Consider the following 14229-nt stretch of genomic DNA (forward strand, 5'->3'; position numbering starts at 1 on the left):
AGCGGGAAGAGCCGGCGCGGCACGAAGAGAGGTGAGAACTATTATCGATAAGGCGTGCGCCGAGCCGACGTCGATGGCTAGAATGATGAACTACGTCGCACCGAAGTTTTGTATCCACCGGAGGGAAGTCCATGATCGGCCGTCTGCGCCCGCCCGTCGCCCTGGGGGCGGTCGCTGTGCTGCTCAGCGTCACCGGCTGCGCGGCGGACATGACCACGGCGGGCGGCGAAGGCCGCCTGACCGTCTACGCGACGACGGGGTATCTCGCCGATGCGGTGGCGAACATCGCGCCCGACGCCGTCGTGACGACCATGGTGGGACCCGGCGGCGATCCGCACACCTACCAGCCCTCCACGCGCGACATCCAGACGATCCAGACCGCCGACGTGGTGCTGTGGAACGGGCTGCATCTCGAGGCGCAGATGACCGACCAGCTGGAGAGCCTCGGCGACCGCCAGCTCGCCGTCGGCGATGCGCTACCGGAAGACCTCCTTCTCGCCTGGCCGGACGCCGACGCCGATCAGGCGCTGCACGACCCGCACGTATGGAACAGTCCGGAGGCGTGGTCGCTCGTGGTCGGATACGTCGCGGACCACCTGGCGAGCATCGACCCCGCACGTGCCGACGAGTACGACGCGAACGCGACGGCCTACCAGGACGAGATCGCCGAGGTCGCCGCCGATGCGGCCCAGCAGCTCGCCGCGGTGCCCGAGCCGCGCATCCTCATCACCGGCCACGACGCCTTCGCCTACTTCGGGGACACCTTCGGCCTCGACGTCTACGCGACCGATTTCATCTCCACCGAGGCCGCCTTGAGCGCCGGGGAGCTCAGCGACCTCGCGACCCTCATCGCCGACAATGACGTGCCGGTGATCTTCCACGACAACCAGGCCAACCCCCAGGCCATCACGAGCCTGCAGGAGGCGGTGCGTGCGCGCGGGGGGGACGTGCGGGTCTCGGCCGAGGAGCTGTACGCGGACTCGCTCGGCGCCGATGCGGGTGTGGACACCTACCTCGGTGTCTTCGCCCACAACGCCCAGGCCGTCGCAACGGCCCTCGGGAGCACGCCGTGACCGCACCGGTCGTGGCCTGCGCTGCGACGAACCTGTCGGTGGCCTACCACGCCGAGCCGGTGCTGCGCGGGGTGGACATCGCCGTGCCCACCGGCGTGGTGATGGGCGTCGTCGGGCCCAACGGTGCGGGCAAATCCACTCTCATCAAGGCCATGCTGGGCCTGGTCCCCCCGCTCACCGGATCGAGCACCTTCTTCGGAGAGCCGCTGGCGAAGGTGCGCCGCCGGGTCGGATACATGCCCCAATCGACCAGCGTCGACTGGGACTTCCCCACCACGGTGGTCGACGTCGTCACGATGGGCACCTACGGCTCCCTCGGATGGATACGGCGCCCCGGCCGACGCGAACGCGAGCGCGCGCTCGCCGCGCTCGCCCAGACCGGCATGGCAGACCTCGCCGCGCGCCAGATCGGTGAGCTCTCCGGAGGGCAGCGACAGCGGGTCTTCCTCGCCCGCGCGCTCGTGCAGGCACCCGACATCTTCTTCATGGACGAGCCGTTCCAGGGTGTCGACGCCCGCAGCCAGCAGGCCATCGTCCGGGTGCTCCACGACCTGCGCTCCCAGGGCAAGACGGTCGTGATCGTGCACCACGACCTCGCGACCGTGCGGGAATACTGCGACCACGTCACGCTGCTGAACCGACGCGTGGTCGCCTCCGGGCCGGTCGACGAGGTCTTCACCGCCGTGAACATCCGCACCGCCTACGAGGTGACCGCCGGCGACGACACCTTCCTCGAGTTCACCTCGTGAGGGCGCCGTGACCCCGCTGGAGTTCTTCGCGAACCACACCTACCGCATGGTGTTCTTCGGCACGATGACGATCGGTCTGGTCGCCGGGGCCCTCGGCACCTTCGCGTACCTGCGCAAGCAGTCCCTCATCAGCGACGTCGTCTCCCACGCCGCCCTCCCCGGAACGCTGCTCGCCTTCCTCGGCGCCGGGGTCGTCCTCGGCGCCGACGGGCGCAACATGCTCGGTCTCATCGTCGGCGCGGTCGTCGTCGGCACCATCGCGGCCCTGTTCGCCAACGGCGTCGCCCGAACATCGAAGATCCGGATCGACACGGCGATGGCCGTCGCGCTCACGATCTTCTTCGGCGCCGGGATGCTGCTGCTGCGCGTCGTCGCCGACGGCTCCTTCCCCGGCAAGGGCGGCATCCAGGACTACCTCTTCGGAAACGCCTCCGTCATCACCGTCGCCGATCTCGCCACGAGCATCGCGGTCGGCGCGATCGCCCTGCTGCTCATGATCGTCTTCTGGAAGGAGTTCGCCCTCCGCACCTTCGACCCCGACCATGCGGCCGTGCTCGGATTCTCCGCGCGCACGATCGACACGCTCATGTTCACCACGATCGTCATCGCAACCGTCATCGGCGTGAAGGCGGTCGGACTGGTGCTCATGGTCGCCTTCGTGGTCACGCCGCCCGCGGCCGCACGGCAGTGGACCCGGACACTGCGCGGCATGGTCGTCCTCTCGGCCGCCATCGGCGCGGTCGGCAGCGGACTCGGCGCCTATCTCTCCGTCGCGCTCGGGAGCATCCCGACCGGGCCGCTGATCGTGCTCACCCTGTTCGCGATCTTCGTCTTCTCCCTGGTGTTCTCACCGCGCCGCAGCGTCGTGATGCGCGCCATCGGACGGAGCCGCGCCCGTGCAGAGCTCAAACGCGACCTCGACCGAGAGGCGGCGGTGCGATGAGCTTCCTCGCGGGTACCGTCCTGCTCGCGGTGACCATCTCCCTCGCGTGCGCGCTTCCGGGGGTCTTCGTCGTCCTGCGCAAGAGCTCGATGCTCGTCGACGCGATCGGTCACGCGGTACTCCCCGGCATCGTGCTCGGATTCTTCTTCACCCGCGACCTCGACTCGCCGCTGCTCGTGATCGGGGCGGCGCTGGCCGGACTCGTGGTCGTGCTCGGCAGTGAATGGCTCGGCCGCACCGGGCTCCTCACCGGCGACGCTCCCCAGGGCCTCATCTTCCCCGCCCTGTTCAGCGTCGGGGTCATCCTCATCACACTCGACTTCGCCGACGTGCACCTCGACACCCACGCCGTCCTGGTCGGTGACCTGAACCTCGCCGCTTTCGTGCCCGTCACCGTCGGCGGCGTGTCGATCGGGCCGGCCTACCTATACCTCATGGTCGGCGTGCTCGCGCTGAATGCCGTGTTCCTCACCGCCTTCTACGCCCCCCTGAAGATCACCACCTTCGACGCCGCCTTCGCCGCGACCCTCGGGATCCGCACGGGGCTGCTGAACGCGGCGTTCATGCTGCTGGTCTCGCTCACCGTCACCGCGTCCTTCAACGGGGCGGGCGCGATCCTCGTGGTCGCGCTCATGATCGTGCCACCGGCCACCGCCGCTCTCGTCAGCCGACGCCTGCCCGTGATGATCACCGTCACCGTCGTGATCGCCGTCGTCGGCGCGCTCGCCGGATTCTGGTTGGCGTATGTGCTCGACGCGGCCACGAGCGCCGGCATGGCCGTCTTCCTCGGCCTCGTCTTCGTGGCGGTCTTCACCGTCACCCGCCTCACGCGGCGGCGGCGCAACCGATCACTCGACACGGCACCGGAAGCCCCCGCAATCCCGCGGAACCGGCCGGTGGGTCGGCGGTGATCAGGACGCGACGGTGACCCAGACGGCATCGGTGGCCGCGCGGCCGAGCGCGAAGGGTGCTCCATCGGCGACCGCGACGTTGACCACGTCCGAGTAGGGCGCCCCGGCCCGGGTCGTCAGCACCGTGCCGTAGCCGACACCGTGCTCGGCGAAGTACTGCAGCAGTCCCGGGTCATCGTCCGAGATACGCTCCACGCGCACCCGCGTCCCGGCCGGCATGACCGAGAGGAGCACGGCGTCGGGACGGACGACCGTGCCATCGGCAGCAGGGATCGGGTCGCCATGCGGGTCGCGCTCCGGGCGGCCGAGGTGTTCGTCGATGCGGTCGACCAGGAAGTCCGACACCGCGTGCTCGAGCGATTCCGCCTCGTCGTGCACCTGGTCCCACCGGTACCCGAGAACCTCGACGAGGAACGCCTCGATGAGGCGGTGGCGCCGCACCATCGCGACCGCGAACGTGCGTCCCTCCGGCGCGAGAGAGACCGCGCCGTACGGGGCGTGCTCGAGCAGACCCTGTTCGGTGAGCTTGCGGATCGCATCCGACGCCGTCGACAGCTTGACCCCGACCCGCTCGGCCACCCGGGTCGGCGTGACCGGATCGTCGGACCACTCACCGAGCGCCCAGATCGCCTTCAGATAGTTCTGGCTGCTCATCGACAGCGTCGAGACCGACATGTCCCCAAAATACCAAACACGCGTGTTCGGTCCGCCGAACATCGCCTCGGACTCAGGCGGTTCCGGCGGTCGCGATCGACGCGCGCTCCTTCCAGGTCCTGGCCGTCACGCGGTCCAGATCGACCTGGCGGCGCATGGCCTGCGCCTTCTCGTACAGCGACGGATCGCCGTAGCTGGTGAGCACCTTCACGATCACCGGCAGCAACTCGATCATGAAGAACAGCAGGGCGATCAGCAGGTGCGCCCACCCGATCGCCGGCTCTTCTTCGGCCAGCCGTTCCATGGCGCTCATCTGGCTGAGCAGCCCCGTCGCGCCCGAGTTCCCCGACGCCACCGACTCCGCCTGCTCGTTGTATGCCGCAAGCGCCATGTCGTACTGCTCCCGCGCCAGAGGCAGCTCGTCTTCGGCTTGCTGCTTGTTCAGCTCCGACGCGCTCGCCGCCGCTTCGGCGCTCGCGCCGTTGGCGGCGGTGAGGGAGTTCTGCGCCTCGAGCAGCTGCGCGGCCGTCTCGTCGTAGGCCGCCTGCGCCGCGGTCAGCTGAGCCTCGGCCGCCTCAGAACTGGACCCTTCGCCGGTGACCCCCGAGCATCCCTCGACCTCGCCCGCGCCGGTCCCGGTCAGCTCGCACTGGTAGAGCGCGCGGGCCTCGTCGATCACCGCCTGCTTCTCGGCGAGCTGCGCGGTCAGTTGGTCGATCGTCGTCTGCGCGGCCGCAGCCTCGGCGGAGGTCGACGACGTGCCCGCGACGATGCCGGTGGCCGCTTGGTTCTCGAGCTCCGCCACACGCTCGGACGCGGCATCCAGCGCCTGGGCCTCGGGCCCGTCGGCGACCGCGGTCTGATCCTCCAGCGCCTGCACCACGTTGGTCGAGTTCATCTCGCGGGCGATGTCGTTCTGGAAGATCTGCAGAACAAGAGGTTCGGCCACGACGATGCCGATGAGAGCCGCCATCAGCACACGCGGGAACGCCAGCGCCAGCAGGCGCCACGGATTCCGCGTCGAGGTCATCGTCGAGGTCAGGAATCGGTCGAGGTTGAAGATGATGAGCGCCCACACGAGCGCCAGCGGCACGGCGATCCACGCCACGATCTGCACGCCCGTCAGCAGCGCGAAGAACATCGACAGGGCCGAGACGACCGCCGTTCCCAGCAGGACGAAGAACATCTGCACGAACCGCGGGGTCTCGGCCGGGACGTCGTCGAGGATGTCGCCGTCGGCGCCGCCGAGGATCGCGAGGCGACGCGACAGCGGCATCCGTCGGCGGCGACCCTCGCGGCCTCGGCGACCGCGGGGAGCGGACACCGCGGCGGACGCGTCGTCGGGCTCATCGGACGCCGCGGGATCGGTGTCGGACTCGGCGTCGGGGGCCGGGTCCTCGACCCGGTCGGACTCGGTGTCGGGGAGAGGTTCGGTGACCTGATCGGCGACGCCGGGGGCGGAGTCGGACTCCGCGGCGCCCTCCTGGGCACGCGTCAGGTCGGAGAGGTACTGGGGCTCGTCGTCGCCGTCGACCGGGAACTCGATCTGGCCGTCGGAGCCGAAACGGCCGGGGCGATGAGCGGAATAGTTCACCGCGATACCGTGCACGAACTCGCTATGGCCAGGCTGGACGAACGCCCCACGCGGGCCGGGCAACCGCCGAACGCGTCGGCCTCGCGCCCGGGGCCCTCCTCACGCCCCGACGGGGGCCGTGCGCGTTGCCGGAGCGGTGATCACCTCGAGCAGATGCGGGCCGAGGGGCCGGTCGGTGGCGAGCACCACCCGGGTGCGCACGCCCGGGTGATCGACCGCGCCGAGACGCTGTCCGCGCAGATCCACCACGGTCTGGCCGCGGCCGGGTCCGTCGGTCGTGTCGACGACGACCGGCACCCGCGGCGCCACCGTCGGGGTGACGCCCCCGGCGGCGATCGCCGCGGCGAGCGGATCGTGCAACGCCGAACTCCGCACGCCGTAGGTGGGCAGGTAGAAGTCGAAGTAGTGGTCCAGGATCGCGCCGAGCGCGCGAGCAGCCGGCACGTCCGACGCGAGGAGGGCGAGTCGGTCGGCCTCGTGGAGCACGTTCTCCATCGTCACATCCAGCGGCACGATCGTGAGGTCCCATGCGGCCTCGACGACCGCGGCGGCGGCCTCGGGGTCGTTGCCGACGTTGGCTTCGGCGACCGCGGTGATGTTCCCCGGGGCCAAGGCGGCGCCGCCCATGATCGTGACCGCGGCGATGCGGGAGGAGAGCGTCGGGTCTTCCCGCAGCGCGAGCGCCAGGTTCGTCAGCGGCCCGATCGCGACGATGTGCAGCGCCCCGGCGTGCTCGTGCGACAGGTCGATCAGCAACCGCGCCGCCGAGGCATCGACCGGGTCGTGCGGCGAGGTCGGCAGATCGACCCCGCCCACGCCGTTCGCGCCGTGGATGTGGGGCACACCCCCGTCGTACGCCTTGCGCAGATGATCACGCGCCCCGACGGCGACCGGCACCTCGGGGGCTCCGAGCAGCGCCAGCAGATCGAGGGAGTTCCGCGCCGCCTGCTCGGTGCTGGTGTTGCCGCTGACCGTCCCGACCCCGACCAGCTGCACCGCAGGTGAGGAGACCAGGTATGCCAGGGCGAGGGAGTCGTCGACCCCGGTGTCGCAATCGAGGTAGACGGGGAACGGGGAGTCAGGGGCGGCGGCGGTCACCCGATGAACCTACCCGCGCGCACCCGCGCGATCCGCCCGCGAAGCGGCATCCGGACCGAATCTTCACGCGCCCGAAACAGGGGGCGGCTAGCGTCGAAGGACACGCACGGAAAGCGACGCCCTCCACGGGTGGGGAAAGCCTGATGCGGCAACCCACCGCGGTCGCCCGACCGCCCTCACCGAAGGAGTCACCATGACGTTCCAGGTCCCCGCCGTCGACATCTCCGCCTACGTGCACGACGGTTCACCCGAAGAACGCCAGGCCGTCGCCGCGGCCATCGACCACGCCTGCCGCACCGTCGGGTTCATCCAGATCCACGGGCACGGCATCCCGGCCGAGATCATCGACGGACTCACCGAGGCCATCGACGGGTTCTTCGAGCTCGACCTCGACGCCAAGAAGGCTTACCGCACCCCGCCGGAGATCAACCGCGGCTACTCACCGCCCAAGTCCGAATCGCTCAGTCTCTCGCTCGGCGTCGAGTCGGCCACGCGCATGAACGACTTCTTCGAGGCGTTCAACGTCGGAGCGACCGCCGCCGACTACCCGCACACGACAGATCTGCCGCAGCCCGACTACGCCGAGAACGTGTGGCCCGACGTCGCCGGCTTCGAGCAGAAGGTGCAGACCTACTTCGGCGAGGCCGCCCGCGTCGCCCGCACGATGACCAGCATCTTCGCCGACGCGCTCGGGCTCGAGCCGGACTTCTTCGCCACCCGCACCGGGCACTCCCTCGACGTGTTCCGCATGAACAACTACGCCCTCCCGCCCGGCACCGACGTCACCCTCGACGGCGACCTCACCGGCATGGGCGAGCACACCGACTACGGCATCGTCACGATCCTGTGGGCCGACCGCGTGCGCGGCCTGCAGGTGCTCGGCACCGACGGCACGTGGAACGACGTGCAGCCCGAAGAGGGCGCGCTGCTGATCAACCTCGGCGACGTGACCGCGCGCCTCACCAACGAGCGCTGGATGTCGACCCTGCACCGCGTGAAGCCCCCGGTGATCGACGGCACGATCGAGCGTCGCCGCAGCGCGGCGTTCTTCCACGACGGCGACGTCGACGCCGTCATCCGCACCCTTCCCTCGTGCATCGACGACGAGCATCCCGACCTGTACGAACCGGTCACCGTCGGCGAGCACATCGCCGCCAAGCTCGCCGGGTCACGCGCCGGCGTGCGCAACGTCAGCGCGGAACGCGAATCGGCGCGCGTGCTGGCCAGCCAGCGCTGAGGTGGATCCGTCGCCGGTTCTGCCGGCGGCGGCATCCGCTCAGAACGTCGCCGACTCGAGGAACAGCAACGACATCGGGGTGACCATCAGCACGCCGAGCACGGCGGCCACGATGGACCAGACGAACCGAGAGTGCCGACGCGCGCCCACGACGATGCCGATGATCGCAACGATGAGCACGACTGCGCCGAGCATGGCCAGGAGCGGGATGATGATGATCCCGAGCCACCAGATCGCATTCATCTCCGGCACGAGGCCGATGAGGAACACCGCGAGCGTCGGAACGAGACCGATCAGGGCGATGATCGTCGCGACGATACCGAGCACATCGCGCTTCGGTCGCGCCGGGCGGGCGGGGGCGTCCGTCGCGTCCGAGGTCTCTGCTGCGCTGGGTTCGGTGGTGGCGGGCGCACCGTCACCGGGCGCTGTGGATGCGGTCATGGGATCCCCTCGGGTCGATGGCGATCCTAGGGCCGCGCCGCCGCTACGCGCTAGAGATCCAGATCGCGTCGCATCGGCGGGTCACGAGAAGAGGCGCCGCCACACGTTCGTGTCGGCCAGATCGAGCAGCTCGTCGCCGCGACCCGACATCACCGTGCGCAGGGCGTAGAGCGCGAAACCCTTCGCCTGCGCCGCGCTGATCGACGGCGGAATCGACAGCTCCTGGCGCGCGACCGACACATCGACGAGGGCTGGACCGGGCTCGGCGAACGCCCTCTCGAGAGCACCGCGCAGATCGCCGGGATCCTCGACGCGGATGCCGGTGATCCCGACCGATTCGGCGACGGCCGCGAAGTCCGGGTTCTGCAACTCGGTGCCGGCGTTGACGATCCCGGCCGCCTTCATCTCCACCTCGACGAAGTTCAGCGACGAGTTGTTGTAGACCACGATCTTGACCGGCAGATCGTTCTGACGCAGCGACAGCAGGTCGCCCATCAGCATCGCCAACCCGCCGTCGCCGGCCATCGCGATCACCTGGCGGTCCCGATCGACCGCCTGCGCGCCCAGCGCGTGCGGAAGCGCGTTGGCCATCGACCCGTGCGAGAACGAGCCGACCAGCCGCCGATTCTCGTGGATGTGCAGATAGCGGGCGGCCCACGTCACCGGCGACCCGACGTCGGGGATGAACACCGCATCCGGATCGGCGACCTCATCGATCAGCCGCGTGAGGTACTCGGGGTGGATCGGCGCCTTCCCGTCGTCCGTGGCCAGCTCGTCCAGCTCCCGACGGGTCTTGGCGTAGTGATCCAGCGCCGAGGACAGGTGCCCGCTGTCGCGCCCGACCCGCAGCAGCGGCAGCAGCGCCCGCGCCGTCTCCCCCACATCCCCCACGAGGCCCAGATCGATCGGGGCGCGCCGACCGAGCTGCTCGCCACGAACGTCAACCTGGATGATCGTGGCGTCATCCGGATAGAACTGCCGATACGGCAGGTCGCTGCCGAGGATCAGGAGCGTGTCGCACTTCTCCATCGCCCGATACCCCGATGCGAAACCGAGGAGCCCGGTCATGCCGACATCGAACGGATTGTCGTACTCGATGTGCTGTTTGCCGCGCAGCGCATGCACGATCGGTGCCTGCAGGCGGTCGGCCAACGCCACGACCTCGTCGTGCGCCCTCGCCACGCCGGCCCCGGCGAGGATCGTGACCGCGTTCGCCGCATCCAGCAGGCCGGCGGCGGCGGACACCTCGCTCTCGGCGGGGACGATGCGTGGCCGGGTCGCCTGGATGGGCGAGGACGCCCGGCGGGAGGGCGCATGCTCGAAGAACACATCACCGGGCACGACGACCACCGCGACGCCGCGATTTTCCACCGCGGTGCGCATCGCGGTCTCGAGCACCCACGGGAACTGGGCCGGGTCGGCGACCATCTCGCAGTAGTCGCTGCACTCGCGGAACAGCTCTTGCGGGTGGGTCTCCTGGAAGTAGTTCGAACCGATCTCCGACGACGGGATGTGCGACGCGATCGCGAGCACCGGCACGCGGCTGCGGTGCGCATCGAACAGGCCGTTGATGAAGTGCAGGTTCCCGGGACCGCAGCTGCCGGCGACGACAGCCAGCTCGCCGGTGATCTCCGCCTCCGCCGCCGCGGCGAACGCGGCGGCCTCTTCGTGCCGCACGTGCATCCAATCGATCCGGCTCGTCCGCAGGGCGTCGGTGAAGGCGTTCAGCGAGTCACCGGGAAGGCCCCACACGCGTTCGACGCCCGCGCGTTCCAAGATCTCGATGGTCTGCTCGGCGATGGTCTGTGCCATGGTGCTCCTCGTTCCCGATCGGCTGCACCGGCCACGGTAGGCGCCGGGGGACGGTCCGACCGGAGGGCTCGACAGCCGGCAGCGGTAGCGTGAGAATATGCGCGCGCTGGTGATGGACGAGATCGCCGGGCCCCTCGCCGTGCGTGAGGTGCCCACGCCGGCCGCACCGCGCGGCGGGGTCGTCGTCGAGGTGCGGGCCACGGGCCTGTGCCGCAGCGACTGGCACGCGTGGGTCGGACACGACGACATCGCGCTCCCCCACGTCCCCGGTCACGAGCTCGCCGGGGTCGTCCATGCCGTCGGCGACGGCGTCGAGGGCTGGCGCGTCGGCGACCGTGTCACCGTTCCCTTCGTGTGTGGGTGCGGACGATGCGTATGGTGCCGGCAGGGCGACGCGCAGGTGTGCCCCCACCAGCAGCAGCCCGGCTTCACCCACGACGGCTCCTTCGCCGAGTTCGTCGCCCTCCACGCCGCCGACACCAACCTCGTCGCCATCCCCGACGAGGTCTCCTTCGACGCGGCCGCCTCGCTCGGACGCCGGTTCGCGACGGCCTTCCGCGCTCTCACCGCCCGCGCCCGCCTGACCGCCGGCGAATGGGTCACGATCGTCGGCGCCGGGGGCGTCGGGCTCAGCGCCGTCATGATCGCCAAGGCGCTCGGCGCGCACGTCGTGGCCGTCGACCGCAGCGACCGTGCCCTCCAGACGGCGACCCGACTGGGAGCCGACCACGTCGTCTCCGCACACGAGGGGGACGTGCCCGCGCGCATCCACGACCTCACCGGCGGAGGAAGCCACGTGTCGATGGACGCCGTCGGTGCCGAACAGACCTGCGCCGACGCCGTGCACTCCCTGCGCCGACGCGGTCGCCACGTGCAGGTCGGTCTGCTGCCGACCGACACGGGGCTGTCGGGTGTGCCGATGGCGCACGCGATCGCGTGGGAACTCGATCTGCTCGGCAGCCACGGCATGGCCGCCGTCGACTACCCCGCCATGCTCGCCCTCATCGCCCGCGGCGCTCTGCGCCCGCAAGACCTGATCGAACGCGTCGTCACGCTCGACGACGCGGCCACGCTTCTCCCCGCACTCGACACCGCATCCCCCGCCGGAATGACCCTGATCGACCCCCGCCGATGACCACGCCGCCCCTCGATCCGCACGCACCCGACCTGCCGGGGCGTGCGGTCATCGCGCAACGGTGGAGCGACGCGATGTTCCTCCACTGGCGGGTCGAGCCCGACCGCATCCGCCCCCTCCTGCCACCCGGGGTCGAACCCGACATCTTCGAGGGCTCGGCGTGGATCGCGCTCGTGCCCTTCGTGCTCTCCGACTTCCGCTTCCTGCCGTTCGGCCCGGTGCCGCGGCTCGGCACCTTCCACGAGATCAACGTCCGCACCTACGGCGTCGACGCCGACGGGCGTCGCGGCGTCGTGTTCCAGACGCTCGAAGCCCAGCACCTCGTTCCCGTCCTGACCGCGCGGGTCCTGTTCGGCCTGCCGTACCGGTGGGCGCAGATCGGCATGCGGGACGAGCCCGAGGCGCGCGTGCGGGAGGTCCGCTCGCGCCGTCGCAGCCCGGGAGGACGACCCGGCGAGCCCCGCACGCGCATCCGCGTCGCGATCGGCGAGACCCCACTCGACACGCCGCTGTCCCGTTTCCTCACCGCGCGCTGGGGGTTCCACGAGCGTCACCTCGGTCGCACGATCTGGGCGGCCAACGAGCACGAGCCCTGGCCGCTCGTCGACGCCGAGCTGCTCGCGCTCGACGACCACCTGCTCGCCGACGCCGGCTTCCCCGACCTCGCCGCCCGGCGGCCCGACTCCGTGCTCGCCATGCCGTTCGCCCACCCCGGCCTCATCACGCGCTTCTCTCGCGCGCGCCTCGTCTGAGTCCCCTCGCGTCCCGTGCCTCGCGCGGACGCAGACACGCCGCTGCGCTCTGCCAAGGTGGAAGCGTGCCGACCGGAGACCGAGACCCAATGAGTACCTCCCCCACCTCGCCCGCCGACGCCGAGCAGGCACCCACCCGCAAGGAGTGGGGTGCGCTCGCGGTCCTCTCCCTCGGGCTCGGCCTGATCGTGCTCGACGGCACCATCGTCGGGGTCGCGCTCCCCGACATCATCGCCGATCTCGGCCTGGACCTGACCGATGCCCAGTGGGTCAACAGTCTCTACGCCGTCCTCCTGGCGGCCCTCCTGCTGTCGACCGGGCGCCTCGCCGACCGGTGGGGGCGCAAGCGGCTCTTCCTCGTCGGCATCGTCGTCTTCGCGGCCGGCTCCCTGCTGGCCGCGCTCGCCGCATCCGCCGGGCCGCTCATCGCCGCGCGCGCGGTCCAAGCGGTCGGTGCGGCGCTGATCATGCCTTCCACGCTCTCGACGGTCAACGCCGTGTTCCGGGGGCGCTACCGCGCCGCCGCCTTCGGCGTATGGGGCGCCGTCATCTCGGGTGCAGCCGCGGTCGGGCCGCTCGCCGGCGGAGCGCTCACCCAGTACGCCTCCTGGCACTGGATCTTCCTGGTGAACATCCCGCTGGGGCTGGCGGTGTTCGTCGCCGCGCTCCTCACCGTCCCCGAGACGCGCGGAGCGAAGGGACGCCCCGGGGCGGATGTCGACGGGGCTCTGCTCAGCGCGATCGGCTTCGGCGCCCTCGTGTTCGCCGTCATCGAAGGACCCGATCTCGGGTGGTGGCGACCCGCATCCGACTTCACCGTCTTCGGCTGGGTCTGGCCCTCCGACGCGCCGATCTCGATCATCCCGATCATGTTCGCCATCGCGGCCGTCGCGCTGGTCCTGTTCGTGATGTGGGAGCGGCACCGGGAGAAGGTCCGCCGCTCGGCGCTGCTGGATCTCAACCTCTTCCGCCTGCCGACGTTCTCGTGGGGGAACGTCACGGCGGCCGCGGTCGCCGTCGGCGAGTTCGCCATCATCTTCGTGCTGCCGCTGTACCTCATCAACGCGCTCGGGCTCGATGTCATGGGCGCCGGACTCGTGCTCGCGGCGATGGCGATCGGAGCGTTCTTCGCGGGTGCCGGCGCTCGTCACCTCGCCGCGCGATTCGGTTCTCCCGGCACGGTCCTCATCGGGCTCACGCTCGAGGTCGCGGGCGTGGTCGCTCTGGCCCTCATCGTCCAGTCCACCACCCCCGGGTGGCTGGTCGCGCTCCCGCTCGTCCTCTACGGCCTCGGCCTCGGGCTCGCATCCGCGCAGCTCACCGGAACGGTGCTCAGCGATGTGCCCGTGGAGGTGTCGGGGCAGGGGTCGGCGACGCAGAGCACCGTCCGGCAGGTCGGCTCGGCGCTCGGCACCGCGTTCGCGGGAGCTGCGCTGTCGGTCGCGCTCGCCATCACGCTTCCCGCGTCCCTCGCCGACGCCGGAGTCACCGGCAAGACCGCCGACACCCTGGCATCGACCACCCGCGACTCCGCCGGGACCACCATCTCGCAGCTCCGGGCCGAAGGCTCCTCGAGTCCCCTCGGCGACCAGACCGCGACCGCCGTGGACGCGCTGGCCGCCGGCTTCGCCGACGGCACCCGGTGGGCACTGCTGGTGGCCGCGGTGTTCCTGCTCCTCGGGTTGGTCGGCGCGTTCAGGCTGCGCCGCGCCGCCGCCTCCTAGCCCCGGCCCCCCTGCACCAACTCAGGCCGACAAGTCACCCGAGCGCGGTTTGGCGGGGCAGAACACGTCGACAGCCTGAGTTGGTGCACGCGAACTCGCGGCACCG

At 70.6% G+C, this 14229-nt stretch carries 13 protein-coding genes; 8 read left to right on the forward strand and 5 right to left on the reverse strand.

What is annotated here, in order from left to right:
• Positions 1 to 131: 131 nt before the first annotated feature.
• The 4 genes from RZO50_RS04560 to RZO50_RS04575 are packed head-to-tail and all read left to right on the forward strand — an operon-like array spanning position 132 to position 3676.
• Positions 132 to 1073 carry a metal ABC transporter substrate-binding protein gene (locus RZO50_RS04560; protein ID WP_322598491.1) on the forward strand — a complete coding sequence of 314 codons (942 nt, stop codon included), beginning with the start codon at positions 132 to 134 and terminating at the stop codon, positions 1071 to 1073.
• A complete protein-coding gene (locus RZO50_RS04565) occupies positions 1070 to 1822 on the forward strand; it encodes a metal ABC transporter ATP-binding protein (protein ID WP_322598492.1) in 753 nt (250 codons plus the stop codon). The genes RZO50_RS04560 and RZO50_RS04565 overlap by 4 nt, the downstream gene beginning before the upstream one ends.
• A 7-nt stretch (positions 1823 to 1829) precedes the next feature.
• Positions 1830 to 2765, forward strand: coding sequence for a metal ABC transporter permease (locus tag RZO50_RS04570; RefSeq protein ID WP_322598493.1), 936 nt, complete (start codon positions 1830 to 1832; stop codon positions 2763 to 2765).
• Complete coding sequence (locus RZO50_RS04575; protein WP_322598494.1) at positions 2762 to 3676, forward strand: metal ABC transporter permease; 915 nt, start codon at positions 2762 to 2764, stop codon at positions 3674 to 3676. The genes RZO50_RS04570 and RZO50_RS04575 overlap by 4 nt, the downstream gene beginning before the upstream one ends.
• On the opposite strand, the gene RZO50_RS04580 is transcribed toward RZO50_RS04575, so the two are convergent.
• The 3 genes from RZO50_RS04580 to RZO50_RS04590 all read right to left on the reverse strand — a co-directional run bounded on the left by RZO50_RS04580 (position 3677) and on the right by RZO50_RS04590 (position 7022).
• Positions 3677 to 4351, reverse strand: coding sequence for a metal-dependent transcriptional regulator (locus RZO50_RS04580; protein ID WP_322598495.1), 675 nt, complete (start codon positions 4349 to 4351; stop codon positions 3677 to 3679).
• A 52-nt stretch (positions 4352 to 4403) separates the two neighbouring features.
• Positions 4404 to 5924: a DUF4407 domain-containing protein gene (locus RZO50_RS04585; protein WP_322598496.1), complete on the reverse strand. Its 1521-nt coding sequence runs from the start codon at positions 5922 to 5924 to the stop codon at positions 4404 to 4406.
• A 99-nt stretch (positions 5925 to 6023) separates the two neighbouring features.
• Positions 6024 to 7022 carry a nucleoside hydrolase gene (locus RZO50_RS04590; RefSeq protein ID WP_322598497.1) on the reverse strand — a complete coding sequence of 333 codons (999 nt, stop codon included), beginning with the start codon at positions 7020 to 7022 and terminating at the stop codon, positions 6024 to 6026.
• Between the two features lie 193 nt (positions 7023 to 7215).
• Here RZO50_RS04590 and RZO50_RS04595 point away from each other — a divergent pair, with 193 nt between their 5' ends.
• A complete protein-coding gene (locus RZO50_RS04595) occupies positions 7216 to 8259 on the forward strand; it encodes an isopenicillin N synthase family dioxygenase (RefSeq protein ID WP_322598498.1) in 1044 nt (347 codons plus the stop codon).
• 39 nt (positions 8260 to 8298) lie between these two features.
• On the opposite strand, the gene RZO50_RS04600 is transcribed toward RZO50_RS04595, so the two are convergent.
• Positions 8299 to 8700 carry an Asp23/Gls24 family envelope stress response protein gene (locus RZO50_RS04600; protein WP_322598499.1) on the reverse strand — a complete coding sequence of 134 codons (402 nt, stop codon included), beginning with the start codon at positions 8698 to 8700 and terminating at the stop codon, positions 8299 to 8301.
• Between the two features lie 81 nt (positions 8701 to 8781).
• The gene (poxB, locus tag RZO50_RS04605; protein WP_322598500.1) at positions 8782 to 10512 is read right to left on the reverse strand and encodes a ubiquinone-dependent pyruvate dehydrogenase; all 1731 of its coding nucleotides are present in this window, start codon (positions 10510 to 10512) and stop codon (positions 8782 to 8784) included.
• A gap of 97 nt (positions 10513 to 10609) precedes the next feature.
• Here poxB and RZO50_RS04610 point away from each other — a divergent pair, with 97 nt between their 5' ends.
• From RZO50_RS04610 to RZO50_RS04620, 3 genes are all read left to right on the forward strand, one after another.
• On the forward strand, positions 10610 to 11647 hold the full coding sequence (locus RZO50_RS04610) for a zinc-dependent alcohol dehydrogenase family protein (RefSeq protein ID WP_322598501.1): 1038 nt from the start codon (positions 10610 to 10612) through the stop codon (positions 11645 to 11647).
• On the forward strand, positions 11644 to 12399 hold the full coding sequence (locus RZO50_RS04615; protein ID WP_322598502.1) for a YqjF family protein: 756 nt from the start codon (positions 11644 to 11646) through the stop codon (positions 12397 to 12399). Before RZO50_RS04610 ends, RZO50_RS04615 begins: the two co-directional genes overlap by 4 nt.
• Before the next feature lie 89 nt (positions 12400 to 12488).
• On the forward strand, positions 12489 to 14123 hold the full coding sequence (locus RZO50_RS04620) for a DHA2 family efflux MFS transporter permease subunit (protein WP_322598503.1): 1635 nt from the start codon (positions 12489 to 12491) through the stop codon (positions 14121 to 14123).
• Positions 14124 to 14229: the final 106 nt, after the last annotated feature.

It is taken from the genome of Microbacterium xanthum (assembly GCF_034531355.1).
GTDB classification, from domain to species: Bacteria; Actinomycetota; Actinomycetes; order Actinomycetales; family Microbacteriaceae; genus Microbacterium; species Microbacterium xanthum.

Bases quoted from the DNA above. Each gene is read 5' to 3' on its own strand.
- RZO50_RS04580 (WP_322598495.1), bottom strand. From the start codon at position 4,351: ATGTCGGTCTCGACGCTGTCGATGAGCAGCCAGAACTATCTGAAGGCG.
- poxB (WP_322598500.1), bottom strand. From the start codon at position 10,512: ATGGCACAGACCATCGCCGAGCAGACCATCGAGATCTTGGAACGCGCG.
- RZO50_RS04560 (WP_322598491.1), top strand. From the start codon at position 132: ATGATCGGCCGTCTGCGCCCGCCCGTCGCCCTGGGGGCGGTCGCTGTG.
- RZO50_RS04620 (WP_322598503.1), top strand. From the start codon at position 12,489: ATGAGTACCTCCCCCACCTCGCCCGCCGACGCCGAGCAGGCACCCACC.
- RZO50_RS04610 (WP_322598501.1), top strand. From the start codon at position 10,610: ATGCGCGCGCTGGTGATGGACGAGATCGCCGGGCCCCTCGCCGTGCGT.
- RZO50_RS04575 (WP_322598494.1), top strand. From the start codon at position 2,762: ATGAGCTTCCTCGCGGGTACCGTCCTGCTCGCGGTGACCATCTCCCTC.
- RZO50_RS04600 (WP_322598499.1), bottom strand. From the start codon at position 8,700: ATGACCGCATCCACAGCGCCCGGTGACGGTGCGCCCGCCACCACCGAA.
- RZO50_RS04615 (WP_322598502.1), top strand. From the start codon at position 11,644: ATGACCACGCCGCCCCTCGATCCGCACGCACCCGACCTGCCGGGGCGT.
- RZO50_RS04595 (WP_322598498.1), top strand. From the start codon at position 7,216: ATGACGTTCCAGGTCCCCGCCGTCGACATCTCCGCCTACGTGCACGAC.